The 25244-nt window shown below is 47.9% G+C and carries 23 protein-coding genes and 1 other annotated feature; of the genes, 8 read left to right on the top strand and 15 right to left on the bottom strand.

The genetic code is table 11. From position 1 onward, the window contains the following. Nucleotides 1-51: 51 nt before the first annotated feature. The 11 genes from ACMHKJ_RS00460 to ACMHKJ_RS00410 form a co-directional block, all read right to left on the bottom strand. Entirely contained in the window at nt 52-819 is a 768-nt protein-coding gene (locus ACMHKJ_RS00460) for a vitamin B12 ABC transporter ATP-binding protein BtuD (protein WP_413491530.1), read from the bottom strand. After that, nucleotides 819-1829: a vitamin B12 ABC transporter permease BtuC gene (gene btuC, locus ACMHKJ_RS00455; RefSeq protein ID WP_413491529.1), complete on the bottom strand. Its 1011-nt coding sequence runs from the start codon at nt 1827-1829 to the stop codon at nt 819-821. Before btuC ends, ACMHKJ_RS00460 begins: the two co-directional genes overlap by 1 nt. A gap of 111 nt (nt 1830-1940) precedes the next feature. Further along, a complete protein-coding gene (gene ihfA, locus ACMHKJ_RS00450) occupies nt 1941-2237 on the bottom strand; it encodes an integration host factor subunit alpha (RefSeq protein WP_067363146.1) in 297 nt (98 codons plus the stop codon). Nucleotides 2238-2241: 4 nt separating this feature from the next. Beyond that, the gene (gene pheT / locus ACMHKJ_RS00445; RefSeq protein WP_413491528.1) at nt 2242-4629 is read right to left on the bottom strand and encodes a phenylalanine--tRNA ligase subunit beta; all 2388 of its coding nucleotides are present in this window, start codon (nt 4627-4629) and stop codon (nt 2242-2244) included. Nucleotides 4630-4643: 14 nt separating this feature from the next. Then, nucleotides 4644-5627, bottom strand: a complete 984-nt coding sequence (pheS, locus tag ACMHKJ_RS00440; protein WP_067363152.1) for a phenylalanine--tRNA ligase subunit alpha — start codon at nt 5625-5627, stop codon at nt 4644-4646. Nucleotides 5628-5718: 91 nt separating this feature from the next. Next, nucleotides 5719-5844, bottom strand: a sequence feature (Phe leader region). 139 nt (nt 5845-5983) lie between these two features. Further along, entirely contained in the window at nt 5984-6340 is a 357-nt protein-coding gene (rplT, locus tag ACMHKJ_RS00435; protein WP_067398290.1) for a 50S ribosomal protein L20, read from the bottom strand. A 38-nt stretch (nt 6341-6378) separates the two neighbouring features. Beyond that, entirely contained in the window at nt 6379-6576 is a 198-nt protein-coding gene (gene rpmI / locus ACMHKJ_RS00430) for a 50S ribosomal protein L35 (protein WP_067364771.1), read from the bottom strand. Between the two features lie 92 nt (nt 6577-6668). Continuing rightward, nucleotides 6669-7208 (bottom strand): translation initiation factor IF-3, encoded by a 540-nt coding sequence (infC, locus tag ACMHKJ_RS00425; protein ID WP_067363155.1) that lies wholly within the window; start codon nt 7206-7208, stop codon nt 6669-6671. A 3-nt stretch (nt 7209-7211) separates the two neighbouring features. Next, on the bottom strand, nt 7212-9140 hold the full coding sequence (thrS, locus tag ACMHKJ_RS00420) for a threonine--tRNA ligase (protein ID WP_067363158.1): 1929 nt from the start codon (nt 9138-9140) through the stop codon (nt 7212-7214). A gap of 448 nt (nt 9141-9588) precedes the next feature. Next, nucleotides 9589-10986, bottom strand: a complete 1398-nt coding sequence (locus ACMHKJ_RS00415; protein WP_413491527.1) for a phosphoethanolamine transferase — start codon at nt 10984-10986, stop codon at nt 9589-9591. Between the two features lie 478 nt (nt 10987-11464). Next, a complete protein-coding gene (locus tag ACMHKJ_RS00410) occupies nt 11465-12145 on the bottom strand; it encodes a transglycosylase SLT domain-containing protein (protein ID WP_413491526.1) in 681 nt (226 codons plus the stop codon). A 236-nt stretch (nt 12146-12381) separates the two neighbouring features. On the opposite strand from ACMHKJ_RS00410, the gene ACMHKJ_RS00405 reads away from it, so the two are divergent. The 5 genes from ACMHKJ_RS00405 to ACMHKJ_RS00385 all read left to right on the top strand — a co-directional run bounded on the left by ACMHKJ_RS00405 (nt 12382) and on the right by ACMHKJ_RS00385 (nt 17051). Then, a complete protein-coding gene (locus ACMHKJ_RS00405) occupies nt 12382-13311 on the top strand; it encodes a metal ABC transporter substrate-binding protein (protein ID WP_413491525.1) in 930 nt (309 codons plus the stop codon). Further along, complete coding sequence (locus ACMHKJ_RS00400) at nt 13308-14192, top strand: manganese/iron ABC transporter ATP-binding protein (RefSeq protein WP_413491524.1); 885 nt, start codon at nt 13308-13310, stop codon at nt 14190-14192. The genes ACMHKJ_RS00405 and ACMHKJ_RS00400 overlap by 4 nt, the downstream gene beginning before the upstream one ends. Further along, entirely contained in the window at nt 14189-15064 is an 876-nt protein-coding gene (locus ACMHKJ_RS00395; RefSeq protein WP_413491523.1) for a metal ABC transporter permease, read from the top strand. Before ACMHKJ_RS00400 ends, ACMHKJ_RS00395 begins: the two co-directional genes overlap by 4 nt. After that, complete coding sequence (locus ACMHKJ_RS00390) at nt 15061-15915, top strand: metal ABC transporter permease (protein WP_413491522.1); 855 nt, start codon at nt 15061-15063, stop codon at nt 15913-15915. The genes ACMHKJ_RS00395 and ACMHKJ_RS00390 overlap by 4 nt, the downstream gene beginning before the upstream one ends. A gap of 272 nt (nt 15916-16187) precedes the next feature. Continuing rightward, complete coding sequence (locus ACMHKJ_RS00385; RefSeq protein ID WP_413491521.1) at nt 16188-17051, top strand: fructosamine kinase family protein; 864 nt, start codon at nt 16188-16190, stop codon at nt 17049-17051. 97 nt (nt 17052-17148) lie between these two features. On the opposite strand, the gene ACMHKJ_RS00380 is transcribed toward ACMHKJ_RS00385, so the two are convergent. Next, nucleotides 17149-17688, bottom strand: coding sequence for a YniB family protein (locus ACMHKJ_RS00380; protein ID WP_067363178.1), 540 nt, complete (start codon nt 17686-17688; stop codon nt 17149-17151). A gap of 251 nt (nt 17689-17939) precedes the next feature. Here ACMHKJ_RS00380 and hxpB point away from each other — a divergent pair, with 251 nt between their 5' ends. The 3 genes from hxpB to ACMHKJ_RS00365 all read left to right on the top strand — a co-directional run bounded on the left by hxpB (nt 17940) and on the right by ACMHKJ_RS00365 (nt 21008). Next, complete coding sequence (gene hxpB, locus ACMHKJ_RS00375) at nt 17940-18605, top strand: hexitol phosphatase HxpB (RefSeq protein WP_413491520.1); 666 nt, start codon at nt 17940-17942, stop codon at nt 18603-18605. Nucleotides 18606-18820: 215 nt separating this feature from the next. After that, on the top strand, nt 18821-19372 hold the full coding sequence (locus ACMHKJ_RS00370; protein WP_413491519.1) for a metal-dependent hydrolase: 552 nt from the start codon (nt 18821-18823) through the stop codon (nt 19370-19372). A gap of 241 nt (nt 19373-19613) precedes the next feature. Then, on the top strand, nt 19614-21008 hold the full coding sequence (locus ACMHKJ_RS00365) for an L-cystine transporter (RefSeq protein WP_413491518.1): 1395 nt from the start codon (nt 19614-19616) through the stop codon (nt 21006-21008). A gap of 95 nt (nt 21009-21103) precedes the next feature. Here the strand turns inward: ACMHKJ_RS00365 and htpX are convergent, their stop codons facing one another. From htpX to maeB, 3 genes are all read right to left on the bottom strand, one after another. Continuing rightward, entirely contained in the window at nt 21104-21988 is an 885-nt protein-coding gene (gene htpX, locus ACMHKJ_RS00360; RefSeq protein WP_413491517.1) for a protease HtpX, read from the bottom strand. Nucleotides 21989-22419: 431 nt separating this feature from the next. Next, the gene (locus ACMHKJ_RS00355) at nt 22420-22809 is read right to left on the bottom strand and encodes a VOC family protein (RefSeq protein WP_413491516.1); all 390 of its coding nucleotides are present in this window, start codon (nt 22807-22809) and stop codon (nt 22420-22422) included. Between the two features lie 38 nt (nt 22810-22847). Beyond that, nucleotides 22848-25127, bottom strand: a complete 2280-nt coding sequence (maeB, locus tag ACMHKJ_RS00350) for an NADP-dependent oxaloacetate-decarboxylating malate dehydrogenase (protein ID WP_413491515.1) — start codon at nt 25125-25127, stop codon at nt 22848-22850. Between the last annotated feature and the right edge of the window lie 117 nt (nt 25128-25244).

The raw sequence follows: 25244 nt of genomic DNA, 5'->3' as shown, positions 1-25244 counted from the left end.
ATGGCAAATTAAGAATAGCAAATAAGGCGGACAGCATAACAAAAAATTGCGCTAATGTTGATGCCAATCCGTTATTTGCCAATGGGTTTCTTGTGTAGGTCTGATACTTTTTATGTCAGATTGAAAAAGGTCGCTCAAAATATCTTCAGTCATCACCTTTTTAGTTTCACCTGCCGCCAGTAACTGACCCGCTTTCAGTAATACAACCGCATCCGCATTGATATAACTGTGGTTTAAATCATGACCGCTGGTAATTATAGTACCCTGTTGCTGACAAAACCGGGCTACCCATTTATCCAGTATCGCCTGCTGGGTAATATCCAGGTGATTGCGGGGTTCATCCAATAACAGATATTTACCGCTCAGATTATCACCGCTCCATAATTGCAGAAATGAAGCGGCAATTTTAACCCGCTGCCATTCACCACCGGATAACCGGGTTAATACACGGGACAATAATGGCGCTAACTGAAAATCATCACAAAGCGGATAAATAATCGCGGTACTTTCCTGCTGCAGTGGCATATAAAGCTGTAAATACTGAAATACCGTCATTACCGGGATGCTGTCTGTGAGCTGAGTCAGATACCCGCGAAAGTCAGCCTGCCGCCGCCTTGGGATTGTCTGTAAATTTTTACCGTAATAACACACCTCACCCTGATAGCGCGCGATACCGGCAAGTGCCGCCAATAAGGTACTTTTTCCGGAGCCGTTCGGTCCCAGCAGATGCACCTGCTGCCCGGCAAAAAATTCCAGATGATCACAAGAAAGGCGCTGCCCCATCCGCAGCTGACTGACTGATAACAAAGGTGCATCCATCAGCGTCTCCCTCCGTGATGCCGCGTAAGCAGATAAATAAAGGCAGGTGCGCCGATAGTAGCGGTCACCACTCCGATAGGAATTTCCGCGTTAGCTAAAATCAGGCGCGAGCACAAATCAGCCAGCAGCATACTGAGCGCACCAAACAGCCCGCAGGCCGGAAGCAGTGTCCGGTGATCAGTAATGCCCGTCAGACGCAGCATATGCGGAATAATCAGCCCGATAAAGCTTATCGCGCCGGCTATCGCCACACTCAGCCCGATTAATAACCCGACCGCAATAATAAACACATTGCGCCAGCGATGGGCTGACACGCCGAGTTGAAGTGCGCTGACCTCGCCGAGTGCCAGATAGTTCAGAACCGGTGCCTGCCACAGCAACCAGAGCGCCACAACCGCAAGCGCTGCCAGCAACGGGCTGAGCCGCCAGTCAGCCCCGGAAAAGCTGCCCATCATCCAGTACATCAGTTGGCGTAAGTCCAGGCTGGTACTGAAATACACCATCCAGGTCATAAATGCTCCGCAGATAACGCCGAGCGCTACCCCCACCAGCAGCAACTGACTGTTACTCAGTCGCCGGAAATGGGCGAAATACAATAAAATCAGTGTCAATAATGTTGCACCGATTACCGCGCCGGTACCCAGTACCCACAACGGTGGCATTCCTTTGAAAAACAACACGATAAAAACAACAAAAACCCCGGCACCATTACTGACTCCCAGCAGACCCGGCTCCGCCAGCGGATTTTCAAAAATCGCCTGCATAACGGCACCCGCCATCGCCAGGCTTGCGCCCACCGCAATCACAGCCAGCACCCGGGGAAAACGCAGTTCCCAGACAAACAACTTAGCGGTTTCAGTCAGCCACTCGTCCGGCAGGATCCACATTTCACCTGCGCATAATGAAACGGCAGTTATGATGAGTAATGCAACAGAGAGGAAAATAATACGGTGCATATCCCGCTTTTGCCCGGATTGCACTAACTGTGTGATGGGGTTGTGAGTACTCATGAGATCCCTGTCATTATGTAAGACGGGAAACAGTATACCTGTACTGATGTAACGTTACTGTCTGACAAACCACAGAAAAGAAAACGACCTCATAAGAGGTCGTTTCAGGTCTTACTCTTTCGGTGTCGATTTCTCGACCTTGGCCTTCAATTTCTGCCCCGGACGGAAAGTGACAACTCTGCGCGCCGTGATAGGAATATCTTCACCCGTCTTAGGGTTGCGGCCCGGACGCTGATTTTTGTCCCGCAGATCAAAGTTTCCGAAACCGGATAATTTAACCTGCTCGCCATTCTCAAGAGAACGACGTACTTCTTCAAAAAACAGTTCTACCAGATCCTTCGCATCGCGTTTGCTGAGATCCAGCGTTTCCGACAAATTTTCTGACATTTCAGCTTTAGTAAGCGCCATAGGTTTAGTCCCTCAAGGATGCTTTAAATCGCTGTTGCAACGCGGCAACACATTTGTTTACGGTTGCTGCAATTTCATCTTCTTCAAGTGTACGTTCAGTATCCTGTAACGTCAGGCTTATCGCCAGGCTCTTGTAGCCTTCGGCAACGCCCTTACCGTAGTACACGTCAAATAAGTTTATGCCAACTAACTGATTTACGCCAACTTTTTTACATTCATTCAGAATGTCTTCTGCGGCGACACTTTCCGGCACAACGATGGCGATATCCCGGCGGTTTGCAGGGAAGCGTGAAATTGCTTCAGCCTCTGGAATAATACGGTCTGACAGTGCGTCCCAGCGGATTTCAAAGACAACCGTACGGCCGTTGAGATCCAGTTTTTTCTCCAGTTCAGGATGAACCACACCGATGTAGCCGATATGCTCACCTTCCAGATAAATCTCAGCACCTTGTCCCGGATGGAGGGCCGGATTCGTCGTTGCTTTAAACGATACACGATCTAATTTGCCAGTCAATTCTAAAATGGTTTCCAGATCACCTTTTAAATCATAAAAATCAACGACCTGTTTTTCCAATGACCAGTGTTCATCATTCCGGTTACCCGCAACAACCCCGCCCAGCATGGTTTCCTGACGGATCCCGAGGTCTGCCTGCGCATCAGGAACGAAGCGCAACCCTGATTCGAAAAGGCGTACACGATTTTGCTGACGGTTCTGGTTGTAGACGACGGTGCTCAGAAGACCCGGTAATAATGACAGGCGCATCGCTGACATATCCACAGAAATCGGATTAGGCAGAATAATGGCGTCCTGACCCGGGTGCAGCAGTGCCTGGATTTTAGGATCCACGAAACTATACGTAATCGCTTCCTGAAAACCCCGGTCAACTAACAATGTTTTTACCCGTTTCAGCGGAAGATGTGCTTCATGACGTGATGTCATGATGAGATCTGCACGTAACGGAACATCCGGAATATTGTTATAACCGTAAATACGGGCAATTTCTTCAACCAGATCTTCTTCGATTTCCATATCGAAACGCCAGCCCGGTGCAACCACCTGCCACTGATCCTGTCCGGCGTTCACATCACACCCTAAGCGCGTCAGAATGTCTGTGACCTGTGCATCATCCACATGATGACCAATAAGCTGATCCAGTTTATGACGGGTCAGTATAATAGTCGCCGCTTCCGGTAAATCCGCTTTTGATACCACTTCAATGATTTCACCGGGCTCACCACCGCAAATCTCAAGGATCAGACGCGTGGCACGCTCTGCCGCCATATGCTGCAATTGCGGGTCAACGCCGCGTTCAAAGCGGTGTGAAGCATCCGTGTGCAGACCATACTGACGGGCCCGGCCGGTTATCGCTAACGGATTAAAAAATGCCGTTTCCAGCAGAATATTTTTTGTTTGTGCGGACACACCTGAGTGCTCACCGCCGAAAATACCCGCCATGCCTAATGCACCGCGGTTGTCCGCAATGACCAGGACATTATCTGTCAGTGTAATTTCGTTGCTGTCCAGCAGGGTCAGTTTCTCACCCTGCTCTGCCATACGGACGATCATTTCGCCATCCAGCGTGTCCAGGTCGTACGCATGTTGCGGCTGACCGAGCTCCAGCAGAACATAGTTGGTGATATCCACGACCGGATCAATAGAGCGTACGCCGCCACGGCGTAATTTTTCCGCCATCCACAGCGGCGTTTTTGCCGTTACATCCACATTTTTGATGACACGACCCAGAAAACGCGGGCACGCCTCAGGCGCATCAACACGGATCGGGAAAGAATCTTTATGGACAGCCGCAACCGGAGTCATTTCCGGTGCCTTATAATCCATTTTATTAATGACCGCGACATCGCGTGCCACACCACGGATACTCAGGCAATCTGCGCGGTTTGGCGTGATGCTGATGTCAATCGCCGTATCATCAAGTTTCATGTACGCGCGCAGATCTGTTCCCACAGGAGCATCTGCCGGTAATTCAATAATGCCGTCGTGATCAGTACTAATCCCCAGCTCAGAAAACGAGCAGAGCATGCCTTCTGACGGCTCACCGCGCAATTTGGCGGCTTTAATTTTAAAGTCACCCGGTAACACCGCACCGACGGTTGCTACCGCCACACGCAGTCCTTTGCGGCAATTTGGCGCACCACAAACGATATCCAGCAGGCGGTCGCCCCCGGTATTCACTTTGGTGACACGCAGTTTGTCTGCATTCGGATGCTGACCACATTCAACCACTTCACCGACGACAACGCCGTGAAACTGACCGGCAACGGTTTCAACACCGTCAACTTCCAGGCCTGCCATGGTAATCTGATCGGATAATGCATCACTGCTGATCGCCGGATTTACCCATTCGCGTAACCAGAGTTCACTGAATTTCATGAGAAAGTCCCGCCTTATTTGAATTGCTTGAGGAAACGAAGGTCATTTTCGAAGAACGCACGTAAATCACTCACGCCGTAGCGCAGCATGGTTAAGCGCTCCATTCCCATACCAAAGGCGAAACCGGAGTAAATATCAGGATCAATACCGACATTGCGTAAAACGTTAGGATGCACCATCCCGCAGCCCAGTACTTCCAGCCATTTGCCGTTTTTACCCATAACATCCACTTCCGCCGATGGCTCGGTGAACGGGAAGTAAGACGGACGGAAACGAACCTGCATTTCTTCTTCAAAGAAATGATTCAGAAAATCATGCAGTGTGCCTTTCAGATTAGTGAAGCTGATATTGGTATCAATAATCAGGCCTTCGGTCTGATGGAACATCGGGGTATGAGTCTGATCGTAGTCATTACGGTAAACACGGCCCGGCGCAATAATGCGGATTGGCGGTTGTTTATCTTTCATGGTACGGATTTGCACACCGGAGGTCTGGGTGCGTAACAGACGTTTGGCATCAAACCAGAAGGTATCGTGATCAGCACGCGCCGGATGGTGCGCCGGAATATTCAGGGCATCAAAGTTATGATAGTCGTCTTCAATTTCAGGACCGGACTCCACAGAAAAGCCCAGTTCGCCGAAAAATGCTTCAATACGTTCGATGGTACGGGTTACCGGATGTAATCCGCCGTTTTCCATACGACGTCCCGGCAAAGAGACATCAATCCGTTCAGCAGAAAGACGTGCATTCAGTGCAGCTGATTCCAGTGAATCTTTACGGGTGTTCAAGGCTGTCTGGACTTCCAGTTTAGCCTCGTTAATCACCGCGCCCGCAGCAGGACGATCTTCCGGCGGCAGATCCCGCAGCGATTGCATCTGTAGTGTTAAATGCCCTTTCTTACCCAGGTATTCAACACGCACCGATTCCAGCGCTGCAACATCTTTTGCCTCTTCGACGGCTGCTTTTGCCTGAGCAACCAGTTCAGCGAGATGTGGCATGTTTTCCTATTCCTCTGACCCTGTGGTCTTCAATTGTGACGATAGTCGCTGCCGGTATTTTTTATAACATTTCACATTGGCAGGACCATAAAACAAAAAAGCCTCCAATTTGGAGGCTTACGGCGTTACTTTTCGTTTCTTTTTTACGCGTAAAACCCCCTGAATTCAGGCGCTAAAGTAAAAAAAGAAGCGGAAAGAAACGAGTGTGTTCATTTTTTCAACCATTTTTGGTTAATGAGTTATATCCTGTAATACTACGCGAAAATTCAGCAGAGATACAACGACAAATTATTCATTTTGAAGATTTTTTGCCAGACAGCAAAAGAGGGAGCAAGCTCCCTCTTTTGTCTGAACAATTACGCCAGAGCGCCTTTTGCTTTTTCGACCAGTGCAGCGAATGCCACTTTATCGAATACAGCGATATCGGCTAAAATCTTACGATCGATTTCGATGGATGCCTTTTTCAGACCGTTAATGAAACGGCTGTAAGACAGACCATTCTGACGAGCTGCTGCGTTAATACGTGCGATCCACAGCTGACGGAACTGACGCTTACGCTGACGACGGTCACGGTAAGCATACTGTCCGGCTTTGATTACAGCCTGGAATGCAACACGATAAACGCGCGAACGGGCACCGTAGTAACCTTTCGCTTGTTTCAGAATTTTTTTGTGCCGTGCGCGGGCAACAACACCACGTTTTACGCGAGCCATACTAATCTCCTAAGTCTTAAACTATTCTAAAAACTTGCTTATGCGTATGGCAGGCAAGCAATAACTAAACCCAGATCCCCTTTGGAGACCATACCTTTTGCACGCAAATGGCGTTTACGCTTAGTTGATTTCTTAGTCAGAATATGACGGAGGTTAGCATGCTTACGCTTAAAACCACCTTTGGCGGTTTTTTTGAAGCGCTTCGCTGCACCACGTACAGTTTTAATCTTTGGCATTTTAATATCCACTTCGCATTGTTAAAAAACGAATTAGCCTGGCGAATAAGTACCGGGGTTGCCCCCGGCGCTTATTACTTGTTATTGCCCGACTATTTCTTCTTAGGCGCAAGCACCATGATCATCTGACGACCTTCGATTCGTGATGGAAACGATTCGACGGACGCGATTTCACTCAGATCGTCTTTAACACGGTTAAGTACTTCAAGACCGATCTGCTGGTGCGCCATTTCACGACCACGGAACCGCAGTGTGATTTTGGCTTTGTCACCATCTTCAAGAAAACGAATCAGGTTGCGTAGTTTGACCTGATAGTCGCCTTCATCTGTACCAGGACGGAATTTAATTTCCTTGACCTGAATAACCTTTTGTTTCTTTTTCTGTTCTTTTGTCGATTTGCTCTTTTCGTAGAGGAATTTGCCGTAATCCATAATCCGACAAACCGGCGGCTCGGCATTAGGACTGATTTCAACTAAATCAACCCCTGCTTCCTCGGCTTTCTCAAGAGCTTCTTTAAGGCTGACAATACCAAGTTGTTCGCCTTCCAAGCCAGTCAAACGTAATTCAGTGACACGAATCTCCGAATTGATACGGTTCGGACGTGCCGTTTGGATTCTTTTTCCGCCTTTAATACTTTATTCCTCCAGTTGATCAAGACTGCGACTGCGAATTTCTTCAAGCAGTTTTTCTTTAAATTCTTTTACATCGAAGCTGCCAAGGTCGTTACCGCGGCGCGTACGAACAGACACTTTGCCTGATTCAACTTCTTTATCACCGCAGACCAGCATGTAAGGAACACGACGTAATGTGTGTTCACGAATTTTAAAGCCAATCTTCTCATTTCTCAAGTCTGCTTTTGCACGGATACCGGCATCTTGCAACTCTTTGACTAATTTTTGAACATAATCCGCTTGTGAATCAGTGATATTCATCACTACAACCTGATTCGGCGCTAACCATGTCGGGAAGAAACCCGCTGTTTCTTCAGTCAGGATACCAATGAAACGTTCCATTGAACCTAAAATTGCGCGGTGAATCATTACCGGGGTAAGGCGTTCATTGTTTTCAGCAACATACGTTGCACCTAAACGAGCCGGTAGTGAAAAATCGAGCTGCACTGTACCACATTGCCATGCACGATCCAAACAATCATACAAAGTAAATTCAATTTTCGGACCGTAAAACGCACCTTCGCCCGGCAGGTATTCAAATTCAATACCATTTTTCTCCAGCGCGCTGGCCAGATCAGCTTCAGCTTTATCCCACTGAACATCTGTACCGATACGTTTTTCAGGACGGGTGGACAATTTCACCACAATCTTTTTGAAACCGAAAGTGGAGTATATGTCATACACCATACGGATACAGGAGCGGACTTCATCCATTACCTGCTCTTCGGTACAGAAGATATGTGCATCATCCTGCGTAAAGCCGCGGACACGCATCAGACCATGTAACGCACCGGATGATTCATTACGGTGACAGCTGCCGAACTCAGCCATACGCAGCGGCAGATCACGGTATGAACGCAGACCCTGATTAAAGATCTGGATATGACCCGGGCAGTTCATCGGCTTGATGCAATATTCACGGTTTTCAGAAGAAGTAGTGAACATGTGCTCTTTATAGTTTTCCCAGTGTCCTGTTTTTTCCCACAGAACGCGATCCATCATAAACGGACCTTTAACTTCCTGGTAATCATATTCTTTGAGTTTCACACGGACAAACACTTCCAGCTCACGGAAAATTGTCCAGCCATCGTTATGCCAGAACGCCATACCCGGCGCTTCTTCCTGCATATGATACAGGTCAAGCTGTTTACCGATTTTGCGGTGATCGCGTTTTGCTGCTTCTTCCAGGCGTTGCAAATAGGCCGCTAACTGTTTTTTATCGCCCCATGCTGTCCCGTAAATACGTTGCAGCATTTTATTGTCACTGTTGCCGCGCCAGTAAGCACCCGCCACTTTCTGTAATTTGAAGTGATGGCAAAAGCGCATATTCGGTACGTGCGGACCACGGCACATATCGATATATTCTTCATGATGATATAATGCAGGTTGCTGATCCTGAGGAATATTTTCATCCAGGATTTCAACTTTGTAATCTTCGCCGCGGGAAACAAATATATCGCGGGCTTCACGCCAGCTGACGCGTTTTTTGACCACGTCATACTCTTTTTTGGCGAGCTCCGCCATCCGTTGTTCGAGTTTCTCTAAATCTTCCTGAGTCAGGGAGTGTTCGAGATCAACGTCATAATAGAAACCGTTGTCGATTACCGGACCAATTGCCATCCGGGTATCCGGCCACAATTGTTTGATGGCGTGACCTAACAGGTGCGCGCAGGAATGTCGGATAATGTCCAGACCGTCATCGTCTTTGGCGGTAATAATGGCTAAACTGGCATCGTGTTCAATCAGGTCACAGGCATCAACCAGTGTGCCGTTAACACGACCCGCGATACAGGCTTTCGCCAGACCGGCACCGATATCGTTAGCAACATCAAGGACAGAAACAGAGTGATTAAATTGGCGCTGACTGCCGTCAGGAAGAGTAATTACAGGCATTTTAAATCCTTATCTACAGTGGTGACCCATACGTAAGATCACATATAGAAATCTCATTTATTTGATTTAACTTTCAGTACGTTACCGGAAATTTCTTGCGTACATTGCAAGCTGGGTCACATCGGTAAATATCCATTTACCGGGCGCCCTTGCCGGAACTCAATATTGATACTATCACAGCAATTACGGATTAATAGATTTATCTGGCTATGTCACTGAAAAGGTGGATGGCGTCACAAACTGAGCTGCATTTGTGAACATTTCATGGCGAAACAACCGGCAGACCATGAAACAATCAATAGTCTGCTGATTACCTCATAAGAAAATAGTGATTTTTATCATGACAATCCGGTCCCTGCGACAGCGGCTCTTTATATTTTAGTGATGTTATATAACGACAAAACCCGCCGGAGCGGGTTTTCATTTATACAGGCACACAGGAAACCGGTTATTTTGTGGCAGGAAGAACCAGGTCGTCATCCGGCAATTCACTGAAATTTTTCAGTTCATTTTTAAAATTGACGACTTTATCCTGCCCCGCACATTGCGTATCTTTCAGCCAGTCACAGGTTTTATCCAGCTTTTTATCGTCAATACCCAGCCACTGACTCAGTAACGGCAGCATAGATAATCCGCTGCGGAAATGGCTTATACGGGTCTGTGACTGAGCATCATACGCTGTGATAAAAAACGGTACCTGAAAATTAGGTTTTACACTGTCACCATGTGTCACATTGGTGTTTTCTGTTCCTTTATCCACAAACATCAGTCCGTGGTCAGAAAAGTACGCCATCGTCCAGCGGCGGTTGTCCTTGCCCGCCATTTGTGCAATATCTGAGAGTAATTTATCTGTATTTTCAATGCTTTTCACATAACACGAAATATTGCGTGAGCCGATAAATTTATCAAAATTCTCCGTCAGACGGCCACACGGCTGCGGGTGCGATCCATTCAGATGCACAACTATCAGCTGTTTTCCGGTATTTTCTGCCAGTGCATCACGGACAAACGGCAGCAGCATCTCATCAGGGCCGCCTTTATCAGAACGATTCGGTGCAACAAAGTGCACAAATCCCGCTTTTTTACCCATGATCCCCACAGGAGAATCATAGATACCTTTCAGATGCTGATTCGAAATCCAGTAAGTATGAAAGCCGGCTTTATTTGCCAGCGCCACTAAATTATCATTCAGGTTAATCACTTTCCCCTCACGGACTGCCAGCGCATTTGTCAGTGACAGCGTTGTAGAGCCGGAAGCCGAAATATAATTATCAAAAAATACCCCGTTCCGGCTGCTCATCCACGGGGTATTAGGGTGATGAGTAAAACCAAATGCCTGCATGAAATCTTTACGGACACTTTCACCAATCACCAGAATATAGGTGTCATAGCCGGTATCATGCACAACCGGATCCCAGTGGTCACTGGTTTCAATCACCTTGGCGTAGCGCAGATTATCTTTACGGATTTGAGCATAGCTATTATAGCTGTCACGAAAAAAACGAATTTCCGGCAGACCTGATTTAAAAACAGAGGTAATACCTTCTGATTTTCCCTGAATATAATCTTTTGATGAAGACCAGAATGCACTGATAAAAAAGACAATGAACAGTGCCAGACGCCAACTGCGTTTTTTCGGGGTACTCAGCAAGCACGCCACAACCGCAGAAACTGTCATTACCGCCAGATATAAATAGGTTTTTACCGGAAGCCCGGCAATATATTCAAGGGATTCATTATTATCCGTATACATCAGTGAACCGATGGCATTCACATCCGGATAGCCGTAGTTAAGACCTACCGCCCCGTAGATAAGCCCGGCCAGCCAATAAATGACAATCAGCACTATGTATAATGTTTTACTTAAGGATAAACAAAAGACAAATAATGCAGCCGCACTCAAAATATAAATAAATTTATATTCATAGCCGAAGCACAGATGAAGAAGAGACAAAAAGAGAAATAACCCGGCCGTTGCAATCAAGCTTTTTAGCGTGCTTTTTATTGTCATTTGAAATAATTCATGTTCGTAACTAAAAATGAGGTCAGTATTATAGCGGGACTGATAACAGGATACGACAGCTTTCGCAGCCGGTAATGAAATGTTCCTCATCACATCCCTGCATCCCATTGGAGTATAACTGAATTATTACGTTAAGAATTGATACAATTTATCATTATTCATTCACCACCTGTAAAACGCTTTCCGCTATTATTCAGCCCGTAGTAGAGATAAGTGAACTTTTGGTATTTTTCTTGCCCTGATCCTGAATCAGGGCTTTTTTTTATATTTTCCGCTACGCTCTATATGTCATTACTGACTGTCAGTCTGACATTGCCAGAGCACTGTATGCATTTTTGACTTTCCACAGATAGCGCGGAGCCTGCGGTGCCGGATGTTTGCTCCGGACATGCTCATAAAACTCATCCGGAGACAATGCATTGATTTTTGTAATCGCCAGTGCGCGGTTATTATCAAACGTGCGCAATAATGCACCTGCTCCGTTCACATAGGAGACAATTGTGGCGTAATTGAGTGTTTGCGGGTTGGTAATACCGGCAAGGTGCTGATCACGGATAATACGGATATACGTTGTGCCGATATCAATGTTGGTTTGCGGATCCAGCAGGTCACGGGTAGATGGCTCGCCGTTACGCCCTTTCATGCGGTAAGCATCACGCCCGGCAGTGGAGGCTTTAATTTGCATCAGCCCGACAGCATTCGATTTACTGATAACATCAGGCCGGTAAGAGGATTCCACTTCAATAATAGCGCGAATCAGTGTTTCATCGATTTCATAACTATTGGATGCCTGGCGGATAAACTGATCAAAAGGCGTCGCCGGATAAACACCACTTCCGTCTCCCTGAGCAGGAAACAACGAAGCATCATAACCGGCAGATGGTGTCTTATTTATCCAGCCGCCGGTACGGGTCTGTTTATTACTTCCTGAGCAACCCGCTATCAATAATGCTATTGCAATCACACTAACGGTTTTTTTCACTGTGCTACCCTTTATCCGGCGTTCTTCTGGGCTAAGAATACTGAAAATGCACAGAAACAAAAAGAAGTTTACTTAACTTTTACTTTCCCTGTGATTCATAGCATAGTGTGAACCAATTCCCTTGAATGTTATAAAGATATTACAAAAGTGCCTGACAGCATCAAATGATATTGATAATCATTATCAATAAGGATATCCTTAGTTTTTGTCACACTTTAACCAGGCAGGCTGATACCATGTACAAAAAACAAAAGACCCTCTTTCCCGCTTCCCTGTCGCGCATCTTGCGCCATTCCGTCCTGCTGCTCACGCTAAGTGCCGTCAGTTGGTATGCCACCGCGGCTGATAAAAAGTTTAAAGTCGTCACCACCTTTACGATTATTCAGGATATGGCGCAGAATGTTGCCGGTGATGCTGCCATCGTGGAGTCCATCACAAAGGTGGGTGCGGAGATCCATGACTATCAGCCAACCCCGAAAGATATTATGCGCGCACAGGATGCGGATTTAATTCTGTGGAACGGGTTAAACCTGGAGCGCTGGTTCGAGCGTTTTTTTGAGAATTTACAGGATGTTCCGGCTGTGGTGGTCACTGACGGTATCAAACCTAATTCGATTCGCGGCGGCACCTATAACGGTAACCCGAACCCGCATGCCTGGATGTCCCCTGCTAACGCCCTTATTTATGTTGATAATATCCGGGCAGCCCTGGTGAAACACGATCCTGCAAATGCAGATACCTATAATAAAAATGCTGCTGCATATTCAGAAAAAATCAAAGCAATGGATACGCCTCTGCGCGCCCGGCTGGTAAACATCCCTGAAAATCAGCGTTGGCTGGCAACCAGCGAAGGTGCCTTCAGTTACCTCGTCAATGATTACGGATTTCAGGAAGTATATTTGTGGCCGATTAATGCCGAAGAACAAGGTACGCCACAACAAGTTCGCCATATGATTGATACTATAAGAAAATATTCAATTCCGGTTGTTTTTAGCGAAAGTACTATTTCTGACAAACCGGCAAAACAGGTTGCCAAAGAGACGGGTGCAAAATACGGCGGCGTACTCTATGTGGATTCATTGTCAACCGCAGAGGGCCCCGTCCCGACTTATATCGATTTACTTAATGTGACCGTAGATACCATCGCCAAAGGATTTAACCAATGAGTGAACTTGCCGGTAAACCACGATTGGTTGTCGATAATGCAACCGTCACTTACAACAATGGTCACACCGCTATTTATGATGCCAGTTTTACTATCGACGGTGGCTCTATCTGCGCCCTTGTCGGCATCAACGGCAGTGGTAAATCAACTCTGTTCAAAACTATCATGGGCCTGGTTACGCCGACACAAGGACGGGTAACACTCAATGATGAGCCGGTACGCGCCGCTCTGAAAAAAAATATTATCGCCTACGTTCCGCAGACAGAAGAAGTGGACTGGAATTTTCCGGTGCTGGTCTCTGATGTGGTCATGATGGGGCGTTACGGCAAAATGGGTTTTCTGCGGATTCCCGGCAAAGCTGATAAAAAAGCGGTTACCGATGCACTTGAACGCGTTGGTTTAACCGGTTTAAGTCATCGCCAGATTGGTGAGCTTTCCGGCGGACAGAAAAAACGGGTATTCCTCGCCCGCGCACTTGCGCAGGAGGGAAAAGTTCTCCTGCTGGATGAACCCTTTACCGGGGTGGATGTAAAAACTGAAAATGCCATTGTTGACCTGCTGCGCGCACTGCGTGAAGAGGGGCATCTGGTGCTGGTATCCACCCATAACCTCGGGAGTGTGCCGGAATTTTGCGATCATGTGATCCTGATTAACCGCACAGTGCTGGACAGTGGTCCTACCGCCACCACCTTTACACAAAAGAACCTGGAAAAAACCTTTGGCGGCGTTCTGCGCCATATCAATCTTTCAGGATCAGACCTTCATGACGATGATGACCCGCGTTCACTCACTGTTATCACTGATGATGAACGGGCCGCCGTCTTCTACGGCCATCAGGATAATCTGACTGTGCAGACCGGCACTAAGGAAGAGCTGCCATGATTGAGCTGTTACTTCAGCCGTTTGAATACAACTATATGGTGAAAGCTATCTGGGTTAGCGGAATTGTGGGAGCCGTCTGTGCTTTTCTCTCTGCTTATCTGATGCTGAAAGGCTGGTCACTGATGGGGGATGCTCTCTCTCACTCCGTAGTTCCCGGTGTTGCGGGGGCTTATGCACTCGGCTTTCCTTATTCCGTCGGTGCGTTTTTTACCGGTATGCTGGCGGCTCTTTCCATGACATTTGTCCGCCACCTGACCCGGCTGCGGGAAGATGCGGTGATCGGGTTTATTTTTTCCACCTTCTTTGCCGCCGGTCTTCTGATTGTCTCGCTGAACCCGACCTCCGTAAATGTGCAGACGATTATTATGGGGAATATCCTCGGGATCGCCGATACAGATATGCTGCAGGTGGAAATTATTATTGCAGTTTCATTCCTGGTACTGATATTTATCTGGAAAGATTTACTGGTGGTGTTTTTTGATGAAACCCACGCCCGCTCTATCGGACTGAATCCGCAGGCACTAAAAATCATCTTTTTTACCCTGCTCAGTGCCTGTACCGTTGCCGCACTGCAAACTGTCGGTGCAATTCTGGTTATTGCCATGGTTATTACGCCGGGTGCAACCGCATATCTGTTAACCGATCAGTTTAAAAAATTACTGATAACCGCGGTCACTTTAGGTGCGGTCACCAGCAGCGTTGGTGCTTACCTCAGTTATTTTCTCAACGGTGCCACCGGTGGCATGATAGTTACCTTACAAACTGTTGTATTCCTGTTTGCCTTTTTCTTCGCACCAAAACACGGCATGTTATCAACCCGCCGCCGCGCCCGCCGTGAATCAGCACAGTTACGGCAGGAGGCAAAATTATGAGTGACTTTCTGACCTCACTGTTTATTGACCCTTTTGCATTTCCGTTTATGCAGCGGGCCATGTTTGCGGCGATCCTGACCGGTGCTGTCTGTGCCGTACTCTCCTGCTTTCTGGTGCTTAAAGGCTGGTCGCTGATGGGGGATGCCATCTCTCATGCCGTGTTACCGGGTATTATTCTCGCCTTTGTAATGGGCATCCCGATTATTATCGGCGCCTTTATTTCCGGGTTATTCTGTGCCTTTGCCACCGGATACCTGAAAGAACACAGCCGGATCAAAGAAGATACGGTTATGGGGATCGTGTTCTCCGGCATGTTTGCTCTCGGCCTGGTACTGTTTACCCGGATAGATACCGATCAGCATCTGACGCACATTCTGTTCGGTAATATTCTCGGGATCACACAGGCAGAGCTGTACCAGACAATGATAATTGCCGGGCTGACCATGGTTGTGCTGATGATAAAATACAAAGATTTCATGCTCTACTGTTTCGATCCGAACCAGGCGCGTGTTATCGGCTTACCTGTCCGCATGCTGCACTACGGGCTGCTGTCATTGCTGGCACTAACCATTGTTGCATCACTTCAGGCAGTCGGGATAATCCTTGTGATCGCTATGCTTATCTCGCCCGGTATCATTGCTTTCCTGTTGTGCCGCAGTTTCGGCAAAATGATCATGGTCGCCATTGCCGTATCAGTCAGCTCAAGCTATATCGGGACAGTTGTCAGCTTTCATATCGATGGTGCAACCGGTGCCTGTATCGTTCTGGTTCAGGCGCTCTATTTTGTTATTGCCCTGATTTACAACCAGCTCCGGTTATCCGCACTCAAACGCCACAGACAGATAGCCTGATAACCCTGTACAGTGGCTGTTCCACGGATGGAATAACCACTGCGTTTCAGGTGAAGGTATACTGAAATACTCTGCATATACCCAACGTCATTCAGGATGCAGGCTGGCTTCACGCAGCCAACGACCCTGCAGTTTGAATGAATAAGGGTATAAAACCTCTTTTTCGCTACTTCCCTGCCATTAGTGTGCAATTTGTGTGAGACATCCGCTTTTTTCTTTTATATTCCGGCTGTAGAATAAACGAACTGATTAACGGCTTAGTGAGGTGGCTCATGTGGCAAGCAGTGGGACGTATACTCAGTGAACACTTCGGTGAACATTCGTTCTCTGATAAAAAGCAACTTGATGGTGGCGAAATCCATCGTTCGTGGTATGCCTGTTATGGTGATCACCCGGTTTTTATCAAATACAACCGGCGCGACATGCTAGAGGTCTTTAAAACAGAAGCGGAGCAACTGGATGCGCTGAGTCGCAGCAGCACGCTGACCACACCTGCCGTTTATGGTGTCGGTTCGACAAAAGAGCACAGTTTCCTGATTATGGAATACCTGCCGCTGAAACCTTTTGATTCACACACCGCTTATGTCTTCGGACAACAACTGGCGCGTCTGCATCAGTGGCATGAACAACCCCGATACGGTTTTGATGAAGACAATCTGCTCGGGACTAACCCGCAGCCGAATGCCTGGGATAAAAAATGGGCCTCTTTCTTTGCTGAAAAGCGTATCGGCTGGCAATTACAGCTCGCCAAAGAAAAAGGCATTGTGTATGGCGATATTGATACGATTGTCGACCGGATACAAGAGCGCCTGAATAACCACCAGCCGCAACCCTCCCTGCTTCACGGCGATTTATGGCCGGCAAACTGTGCCGCCGTCACTGACGGAAGAACCGTTGCGTTTGACCCTGCCTGTTACTGGGGTGATCGTGAATGTGATTTGGCAATGCTCACTTTTTTCCCTGAACTGCCCATGCAAATCCTCGACGGGTATCAGCAGGTGTGGCCTCTCGACAGTGGTTTTTTAGACCGGCAGCCTCTTTATCAGCTCTATTATCAGCTTCACCGCAGCCATTTATTCGGCGACCGTTATTATCAGAGCGCACAGAATATTATTGATGATATTCTGGCCCGCTGAAAATATTGTCCACCCGTTACATTACGGATATTACAAAACGCCCCGGACATGTTAATGCCGGGGCGTTTTTTGATTTTATGATGATAACCCGCCGGAATTACCAGTTAAGAAACTTAATTAAAAACCACGCAATCACGCCTATAAACACAGGGAGCACATACAACACAAAAATCTGACGGAAAATAGTGTGGTTCGGAATACGAATTTTAGCTTTTAAGTCCTCAAGTGTTTTTCCGCTCTCTCTGGCATTTTCAATAATGCTCTGATCTTCAATATTTTCCCGGATAAACTTCACCTGTCTTGACATGCGTATCCCGGATGCACTCAGCGCCAGACCAACAAACATCAGAATATAGATCAGTAAAAAGCTTAAATTATAACTCTCAGTTCCCAGTAATTTGTCCGGCGTAGGTGAGTTGCGCCAGAATACATTCAGGAACGGCGTATTCACCCGGATCATTTCCGTGACAACGTTAATAAAGTCCCCGATAACGGCATTAATCTTGTCACTGGCCGTGCTTTGCTGATGCGCCAGTTTCAGTAAAGAGACGATGGTTGAAATCAGCGCAGGAATAAACACCACCCACCCTGCCACACGTTTAAACACAGCGAGCCAGCGAGCCTGTTGCAACGTCATTCGTTTTCCTCATTTTATCTTTTAACGCTAATGATAACGCAGAAAACGGGTGAAAATCATTAGCAATATTCCGACCTTTTATAATATACCCTTATTCATTCAAACTGCAGGTTCGTTGGCGCAGGGAAGCCTGCATCCTGAATGACGTTGGGTATAGAGTAAATTATTAACTCATTTAATGAATTCTGCTGATCCCCTTGTTACAATCATGTGATGTCTCAATTCATTGATAATTATCAGGAGCATACGCTATGTCCTACACATTACCTATTCAGGCCGCTATTTTTGATATGGATGGCTTACTGATTGATTCTGAACCCTTTTGGTTACAAGGAGAGGAACAGGTTTTCAGCAGTCTGGGTCTGGATATGTCCCTGCGGGATAAACTGCCTGACTTACTGGGGCTGCGTATCGATCAGGTCGTTGAATTATGGTATCACGCGTCCCCGTGGCAGGGTCCGGACAAACAGGAAGTCACACAGCGAATTATTGATACCACGATTGCGATGGTGGAAAAAGAGCGCCCGTTGCTGCCGGGTGTGGAGCACGCACTGACACTGTGCCGGTCTGCCGGTCTGAAAATCGCGCTGGCGTCTGCCTCCCCGCTCTATATGCTGGAATCTGTCCTGAATATGTTTAACATCCGTGACTATTTTGATGCAGTCGTCTCTGCCGGTGATTTACCTTACAGCAAGCCACACCCGCAGGTTTATCTGAATGCCGCGCAGGCACTCGGTGTGAAACCGGTACAATGTGTTTCTCTGGAAGATTCCGTCAATGGCATGATTTCCTGCAAAGCCGCGCGTATGCGCTCTGTAGTCATACCGGCAAAAGAAAATGCAGCCGATCCGCGCTGGTCACTGGCAGATTATAAGCTGGCCTCCCTGAATGAGCTGACAGCGGACATGATCCGTTAAAACTCCCGGCGGCAGGGATCCCCCTGCCGCACTCATTGATACCCAGCCAACGAACCTGCAGTTTGAATGAATAAGGGTATAGTCGAATATTCCATAGTTATCCATTAATAAATAAGCATTTTCTTTTTTACCCTCTGGTCGAACGCATCAAAAAACTTTATACTGCGCCACTGTATAAATAAACACCTGAGTATTTACCCGGTATTGATTGCGTCATGACGGCTGAAGGTCACCTGTTTTTTTCTGTCGCCTCTATAGTGATGGTTCATCAGCTCCAGATTTCGCCTGAAATTACTCAGGGGGATTGGCTGCATCTGATTCCCGGCGCGCTTGCCGGCGCACTACTGCCGGATATTGACCACCCGAAATCAATGCTCGGTCAATGGGTGCGGTTTATTTCAGTTCCGGTGTCCCGCTTATGCGGTCACCGTGGTTTTACACACAGTCTGCTGGCTATCCTGACCGGCATTTTTTTATTCCACACCCGGCTACCTGCCGGCTGGGCGATTCCTGCCGATTTTTACCAGGCTGTGATTGTCGGTTATCTCAGCCACCTGGTGGCGGACATGCTGACAACCGCAGGTATTCCGCTGTTATGGCCCATCCGCTGGCGTTTTTGTATTCCGGTTCTGGGCAGTAAAGGCAACAAGCGGGCTGAACGCAGTGTCGCCTTTTTTGTATTGCTGGCAGCGTTTTATCTTCCGGCTCACTGGGAGAGCTGGTGGGGACAGTTGCGGGACCTTATCCTTACTCAATTGCCGGTGTAGTTATAAGACAATCAATTAATATAAAATTTTAATATAAAAATAATCCGTTAAGTGACTGTTTCAACTAAATCAATCCCTTTGATCTACAATATAGATATAAATAATTCAGATTAGTTATAAGTACAACTGAAAAACTCCTGTTAATCTATAACGCGTCATTTACAGTTTTAGCATTTGTATAACTGTATTCGATTCAGCTAACAAACTATAACAACAATACCCTCAGGTATCGGAGTCCGGGATGAATTTTCCACTAATCAGCAATCTTGTCATATTCGTTGTCCTTCTGCTGGTGCTTATGAAGCTGTGCAGCAATAAGGACTGGAGTCTCTCCAAAAAAGTACTTACCGGTCTGGTTATCGGTGTGCTGTTCGGCCTCGGGCTGAATGCATTCTATGGTGCGGGTACCGCACCGATACAGCAGGCATTGCCGTGGTTTGATATTGTCGGTAACGGCTATGTGAAACTGCTACAGATGGTCATTATGCCTCTGGTCTTCGCCTCTATCCTCAGTGCGGTTGCCCGCCTGCATCAGGCGTCTTCTTTAGGAAAAATCAGTGTGCTGACAATCGGCACACTGTTGATTACCACCGCAATCGCTGCCTTAATTGCTATCCTGGTCACACTCGCCTTCGGTTTAACCGCCGACGGGCTGGTTCAGGGTGTCAAAGAAACAGCACGCATCGCGCAGCTGGAGTCACAGTACGCGGGCAAAGTGTCTGACCTGACGCTGCCGCAGCTGATCCTCTCCTTCATCCCTAAAAATCCGTTTGCTGACCTGACCGGCGCGAACCCGACCTCTATTATCAGTGTGGTGATTTTTGCAGCTTTTATGGGTGTCGCTGCCCTCCAGCTGATTAAAGATAATGAAGAGCGCGGCGCGAAAGTGCTGAGCGCTATTGATATTCTTCAGGCATGGGTGATGAAACTGGTTCGTCTGGTGATGCGTTTTACACCTTATGGTGTATTTGCATTGATGACCAAAGTGGTTGCCGGTTCAAATATTCAGGACATCATTAAATTAGGCACGTTTGTTGTTGCCTCTTATATTGCCATTCTGCTGATGTTTGTCGTTCACGGGTTGATTGTCGGGGTTGCCGGAATTAATCCGCTGCGCTTCTTCCGTAAAATTGCCCCGGTACTGACGTTTGCGTTTACCAGCCGTTCAAGTGCGGCCAGTATTCCGCTGAGTGTGGAAGCTCAAACCCGCCGCCTTGGTATTCCGGACTCTATCGCCGGGTTCGCCGCCTCCTTTGGTACCACTATCGGTCAGAACGGTTGTGCGGGTATTTACCCTGCTATGCTCGCCGTCATGGTTGCGCCGACAGTCGGGATTAACCCGCTGGATCCGCTGTGGATTGCCACACTGATAGGTATCGTGACCATCAGTTCTGCCGGTGTTGCCGGTGTGGGCGGCGGTGCGACCTTTGCCGCACTGATTGTGCTGCCGGCAATGGGCTTACCGGTAACCTTAGTTGCGCTGCTTATCTCTGTTGAGCCATTAATTGACATGGGACGTACCGCACTGAATGTCAGCGGTTCAATGACCGCCGGAACCGTCACCAGCCAGGTGCTGGGGCTGACTGACAAGACCGTGTTCAACAATGATAAAGATGATGATTTGCAGCAGGGATAATTCTTTGCGCACTCAGCAGATGTAAATCAGCAGATGTAAAAAAACCGGCTCACAAATGAGCCGGTTTTCTTTTATATATCAGTCGGTCAGAATAATTACTTCAGATACTCACCGCTGCGCAATGCGGCAATCCGCTTATCCAGCGGCGGATGTGATAAAAACAGCTCACTGAATGCTTTATTACGCCCGTTGATGCAAAGCGCCATCATACTGCCCGCTTCCTGTGGCTCGTAACTGGTTTTCAGACGTTGCAGTGCGGCAATCATCTTCTCACGTCCCACCAGTTTTGCTGATCCCGCATCCGCATGAAACTCACGGTGACGGGAGAACCACATGGTAATGATGCTGGCAAGAATACCGAATACAATCTCCAGAACCATAGATACCGCAAAGTAAATCATCGGGTTACCCTGACTTCCGGAATTACTGTCATTGCTGTTATTAGACATAAAGCCCGCGGCTAACTGCGCCAGGATACGGGAAATAAAGATAACAAACGTATTCACCACGCCCTGAAGCAACGTCATCGTTACCATATCACCGTTCGCGATATGACTGATTTCATGAGCGATAACCGCTTCTGCTTCATCACGGCTCATACTTTCCAGCAAACCGGTACTGACCGCCACCAGCGACGCATCACGACGTGCGCCGGTTGCAAAAGCATTAATGTCCGGTGCATGATAAACAGCCACCTGCGGCATACCAATGCCCGCTTGTTGTGCCTGGCGGCTCACGGTATCAAGCAGCCAGCGCTCTGTCTGGTTTGACGGATTGGTGATCACCTGTCCGCCCACAGAACGCAGCGCCATCCATTTTGACATCAGCAATGAAATAAATGCACCACCGAAACCAAACAGCCCCGCCATGATCATAAGCCCGGTCACACTCTGCCCCTGAACACCGGTCAGACTCAGAATAATGCCGAACACAGCCATTACGGCCAGGTTTGTGAGTAAAAACAATGCAATTCGCATCATATCAGTAGGATCCTTTAAATATATTGTCCGTCAGTTGTCTTAAAAATGGCGTCATTCTGCTAAATTTCAAGGCTTTTTTATCTGATAGTGTTAATTATTAAACAACTTTACACTTATACCCTTATTCATTCAAACCGCAGGTTCGTTGGCTTCACTCTGCCCGCCTGCCTGCATCCTGAATGACGTTGGGTATAGTGTTAATAAGGACTCTTTTTTTACTGCTTTGTGCGCAATATCCGGTTGCAGAAATAATCACCGCTTTTTAGTAAAAAACGCTTTACTTTTTAAATGGGAAAAATTATCATTCTCGTTGTCGGTACCTGAGTAAATTACTAAGGTATTGGCAAACGACATTGCTCACATTGCTTCCAGTAATTTAGAAGTTTCTCAGCCAGCCTTCGCGCTGGCTTTTTTTTATCCCACATTTACTGTCAGCGCTCATACAACTCCACCGGAAGATTATCCGGGTCAAAACAGAATAAAAACTGTTTTCCGGTGAATTCATCCGTCCTTATACCGTCACAGTGAATTGCCTGTGCATCCAGAAAGGCTTTCCACGCCGCCAGGTCATTTACAGCAAAAGCCAGATGGCGCAAACCGCAGGCTTCCGGCTGACTGAGGCGCGCCGGACTTGCCGGGAAAGTAAACAGCTCAAGTAAATACTCCCCGTTCAGCGCCAGATCGATTTTCCACGAATTCCGCGCATCACGATAATGCTCACTGATCACCGTAAAACCAAGTACATCACAATAAAATGCCTGGCTCGCCGCTTTGTCTGATGCAATCACTGCAATATGATCAATTTTCTCAATCTTCAGCATACTATTCCTTTATAACGCCCCGTTTCCGGGGCGTCCGATTACAGTGGCTGAGTCTGTGCTTCCACCGCAGCCAGCGCGACCATGTTCACAATACGCCGTACCGAGGAAATCGATGTCAGAATGTGTACCGGTTTATTAATCCCCATCAGTACCGGACCTACTGTCACCCCTTCTGAGCTGGTGACGCGCAGCAGGTTATAACTGATACGGGCAGCTTCGCCGTTCGGCATGATCAGCAGGTTCGCCGCGCCTTTCAGCGGGCTGTCCGGCATCAGATCACGACGGATGGCTTCCACCAGCGCTGCATCACCGTGCATTTCGCCGTCAATTTCCAGAGACGGATCCTGTGCACGGACCAGCGCCAGGGTGTCGCGCATTTTATCGGCGGACGGCGACTGACAGGAACCGAAACTGGAACGGGATAACAGCGCTACTTTTGGCTCAATCCCGAAACGGCGTACGGCATTTGCCGCCATCAGCGTGATCTCCGCCAGTTGCTCCGCTGTCGGGTCATCATGCACATAGGTGTCGGTAATAAAGGTATTTCCTGTCGGCAGGATCAGCGCATTCATCGCCCCGGCAGTGTGGACGCCCTCATGGAAACCAAACACATTTTCCACAATATTGTAATGCTCATGATAATCCCCGACGATTCCGCAGATCATACCGTCAGCCTCACCACGATGAACCATTATTGCGCCAATGCTGGTCGGATTAGTAATAATGGCGCGGCGTGCCTGCTCCTGTGTCACGCCTTTGCGTTTCATCAGCTGATAATATTCCTGCCAGTATTCGGCAAAACGCGGATCACTTTCATTATTGACGATTTCAAAATCAGTCCCCGGGACAATCTGTAGTCCCAGTTTTTTGATCCGCATCTCAATCACATCCGGGCGACCAATCAGGACAGGGAATGCCAGCCCCATGCTGACCAGCTCCTGTGTCGCATGCAACATGCGCGGCTCTTCGCCCTCTGCCAGCACAATCCGTTTGCGATCCTTACGCGCCATAGAAAAAATCGGCTTCATAAACAGCGTGGTTTTATAAACAAATTCATTCAGATGCTCAAGATACGCACTGAAATCTGCAATCGGACGGGTGGCAACGCCCGTTTCCATCGCCGCTTTTGCCACTGCCGGTGCAATTTTCAGGATAAGGCGCGGATCAAATGGTTTCGGAATAATATATTCACGCCCGAAAGAGAGTTCCTGCCCGCCGTATGCTGACGCAACCTGCTCGCTCTGCTCTGCCAGCGCCAAATCAGCAATGGCTTTTACACACGCCAGTTTCATCTCTTCATTAATGGCGGTAGCGCCAACATCAAGCGCACCACGGAAAATAAACGGGAAGCAAAGCACATTGTTAACCTGATTCGGATAATCCGAGCGCCCGGTACAGATAATGGCATCCGGACGCACTTCCAGCGCCAGCGGCGGCAGAATTTCCGGCTCCGGATTTGCCAATGCGAGGATCAAAGGGTCCCGCGCCATATCTTTAACCATTGCCTGTGTCAGCACGCCGGGTCCTGAGCAGCCGAGGAAGATATCAGCACCGGGCATAGCATCTGCCAGTGACCGCATGCCGTTGTCATCAATCGCATAGGCGGCTTTGGTCTGCGCCATATTGGCTTCACGACCTTTATAAATTACACCTTTCGAGTCACAAACAGTGATATTTTCCCGTTTTAACCCCAGTTGCACCAGCAGGTTCATACAGGCGATAGACGCCGCACCCGCACCGGAGACCACCAGACGTACATCGCTGATGTTTTTATCCACAATACGCAGCCCGTTCAATACAGCTGCAGTACTGATAATCGCGGTACCGTGCTGATCATCATGGAATACCGGGATATTCATGCGCTCACGCAGTTTCTGCTCGATATAAAAACACTCCGGCGCTTTGATATCTTCCAGGTTAATGCCGCCGAATGTCGGCTCCAGCGACGCAATGATATCGACTAATTTATCCGGATCAGATTCATCGACTTCAATATCAAAAACATCCACGCCGGAGAATTTTTTAAACAGAACGCCTTTACCTTCCATCACCGGTTTTCCGGCTAATGCGCCGATGTTCCCCAAACCAAGAACCGCGCTGCCGTTAGAGATAACCGCCACGAGGTTCCCCTTCGCAGTATATTTATAGGCCGCCAGCGGATTTTTTGCGATTTCCAGGCACGGAGCAGCAACACCCGGTGAATACGCCAGTGCAAGATCACGCTGTGTGGCAAGCGGCTTTGTTGGCGTAACGGTAATTTTGCCGGGTGACGGAAACTGATGAAAATCAAGGGCGCTTTGTTTTAATTGTTCGTCCATAACACATCCTTTACAGGGCAAGATGACAGAGTCAGAACCGGTCAGCCACAGCATCAGTATGCCGCCGGCAGATTATTTAAAGATACAATAACAGTATACTAATAAATAACAGAATAG

The sequence above is a fragment of the Morganella psychrotolerans genome (assembly GCF_965118875.1).
In the GTDB taxonomy this organism is placed as follows: Bacteria; Pseudomonadota; Gammaproteobacteria; order Enterobacterales; family Enterobacteriaceae; genus Morganella; species Morganella psychrotolerans_C.
Note: the sequence above shows the minus strand (reverse complement) of the source record. Positions and strands in the feature narration are given on the sequence as shown.